General features: G+C 41.4%; 1 protein-coding gene. It reads left to right on the top strand.

Going from position 1 to position 972, the window contains the following annotated elements; genetic code table 11:
• On the top strand, nucleotides 1-972 hold a 972-nt coding region (locus tag A3761_RS01955; RefSeq protein ID WP_156491503.1), incomplete at both ends, for a PAS domain S-box protein.

Here is a 972-nt window from a genome sequence, read left to right on the forward strand (position 1 = left end):
AGAATCCAGATGAGCTTATTGAGCTCATCAAGAATAAGTATCAATCAGAACTCAGCATTGAAGAACTCCGCCATGAAGCTCAGGAGACCATTCGTCTAATCGTTCCCAAACTGGTGGATCTGGGACACATGAACCCAGGAAGGTGGCAGCACATCGCTGACTCGTTTACCGATCTTGGCATGAGCACTGGCGAATTGAACCACGAGCGTTTCATTTACTCTCCTGAACTAAATGAAGCCAGCCAACTGACGCGTCAGGTACTCCAAGTTTCCAGTATTATATTTGTTATTGGCGCAGCCTTTATTTCAATCTTATTCTATGTCAATAAAAACCTGAAACGCGCTGTTAGTGAGAAAACAATGTATCTCACCAAGGCTAATCGGGAATTAATTGTTTATACTAAACAATTAAAAGACAAAGAGGATGAGCTGCATACGCTCAACACTGAGCTTGAGAAACGAATAATTTCCAGAACAGAAACCATCAACAAAATAAACTACGAACTTACGGAAGAAATAAATCAGCGTAAAAAGCGTGAAGTATCACTGCAACTCTTATCCCAAGCGATTGAGAGTAGTGATAGTACAGTATTAATTATAGATAAGGAGCACACAATTAGTTATGCCAGTAAGGCATTTCTAAAGCTTACTGGTAGCTGTGATATGAAGCTGGAGGGGCAGCCAATTTCGATACTGGAAAACAAACTTTCCCTTCCCCCGATCTCCTCTCAGGAGTTGAGTACACAAAGCTTATCGCCTAATACCGAAGGTCTGATTCAGAGTAAACTCAAGTGCACCGATGCAAATGGTGACACGCATTGGATGAAGACCAGTATTTCATTGCTTAAAAGCCATCCCTATCAAGAAACCTCAGAAATATCTCACTATGTGATTACTTTCGAAGATATCACCGATATCAAGAATCATCACGATGAAATGGAACGTATGGCTTTATACGACCCGCTGACAGGTC

It is taken from the genome of Oleiphilus sp. HI0123 (assembly GCF_001635315.1).